General features: G+C 60.4%; 1 protein-coding gene. It reads left to right on the top strand.

What is annotated here, in order from left to right; translation table 11 throughout:
• Positions 1–211: 211 nt before the first annotated feature.
• Positions 212–1,141 carry an AraC family transcriptional regulator gene (locus PMI37_RS27440; protein WP_008087534.1) on the top strand — a complete coding sequence of 310 codons (930 nt, stop codon included), beginning with the start codon at positions 212–214 and terminating at the stop codon, positions 1,139–1,141.
• Positions 1,142–1,300: the final 159 nt, after the last annotated feature.

Genomic DNA, 1,300 nt, shown 5'->3' with positions numbered 1-1,300 from the left:
AGGCGCTGCCGCAGGCTGCGATCTTTTGACCTTAAAGACAACAATCAAAAGATCGCAGCCTTCGGCAGCTCCTACAGTCCGGCGTCGCGTCGGTGTTGAGCAATAGCGCGGTGCAGAATCAGGCAAGCATTTCGCAGGATGTGTCTACCGCTCGCGCTTGCACAAACATATGCTCTGCTCCATTCCACCTCCCTTGCCGAGGATGCCGTGCATGACGTCATTCGATCGTTTTCAAGCCGAACCCAGCGCTGACATGGAAAAACAGCGCGCGGAACTGGCGGCGATCATCCGCCGCAACACCACGGACGATGGCAGCTACGAGACCGCCATCGGTTCGCTGTACATGTCACGCCACACAAAATCCCATGACTTTGCCCCAGTGCTCGCGCAACCGGCGCTGTGCATCATGGCGCAGGGGCGTAAAGAGGTGCGGCTGGCCGATGAGTACTTCAATTACGACCCGCTGAATTACCTGGTGGTCTCGGTTTCGATGCCGTTGAGCGGACGCGTGGTCAACGTGTCGCCGGAGGATCCGATCCTCGCCGTGCGCCTCGATATCGACCCGGCAGAAATCACCGCACTGATCGCCGACGCCGGCCCGATGGGTGTACCGACGCGGCCGACCGGGCGCGGTTTGTATGTCGAGCAGATCGACAGTTCGATGCTCGATGCGGTGCTGCGTCTGGCGCGTTTGCTCGATGCGCCGAAAGACATCGCCATGCTCGCGCCGCTGATTCGCCGGGAGATTCTCTATCGCCTGCTGCGCAGTCCGCAGGGCCATCGTTTGTATGAGATCGCGATTGCCAACAGCCAGAGCCACCGCATCAGCCAGGCGATCAAATGGCTCAACGGCAACTTTGAGCAGCCGTTGCGCATTGATGATCTGGCCAAGGAAGTGAATCTGAGCGTGTCGACCTTGCATCACCGCTTCAAGGCGATGACGGCGATGAGTCCGTTGCAGTATCAAAAGCAGTTGCGTTTGCAGGAGGCGCGGCGGTTGATGCTGGCCGAGGGGCTGGAGGCTTCGGCAGCGGGGTATCGGGTGGGGTATGAAAGTCCTTCGCAGTTCAGCCGCGAGTACAGCCGATTGTTTGGCGCGCCGCCGTTGCGGGATTTGGCGCGGTTGCGGTTGTCGGTCTGATCCGGAAGCTACGGTGTGGCGGCTGGCCTCATCGCGGGCAAGCCCGCTCCCACAGGAATCGATGCCGTGCATAAATTTTGTGTACACCCATAAACCTGTGGGAGCGGGCTTGCCCGCGATGAGGCCAGGCCAGCCAATACGCCTCTGTGATCAGGCCGC

The sequence above is a fragment of the Pseudomonas sp. GM80 genome (assembly GCF_000282515.1).
GTDB lineage: Bacteria > Pseudomonadota > Gammaproteobacteria > Pseudomonadales > Pseudomonadaceae > Aquipseudomonas.
Note: the sequence above shows the minus strand (reverse complement) of the source record. Positions and strands in the feature narration are given on the sequence as shown.

Bases quoted from the DNA above. Each gene is read 5' to 3' on its own strand.
- PMI37_RS27440 (WP_008087534.1), top strand. From the start codon at position 212: ATGACGTCATTCGATCGTTTTCAAGCCGAACCCAGCGCTGACATGGAA.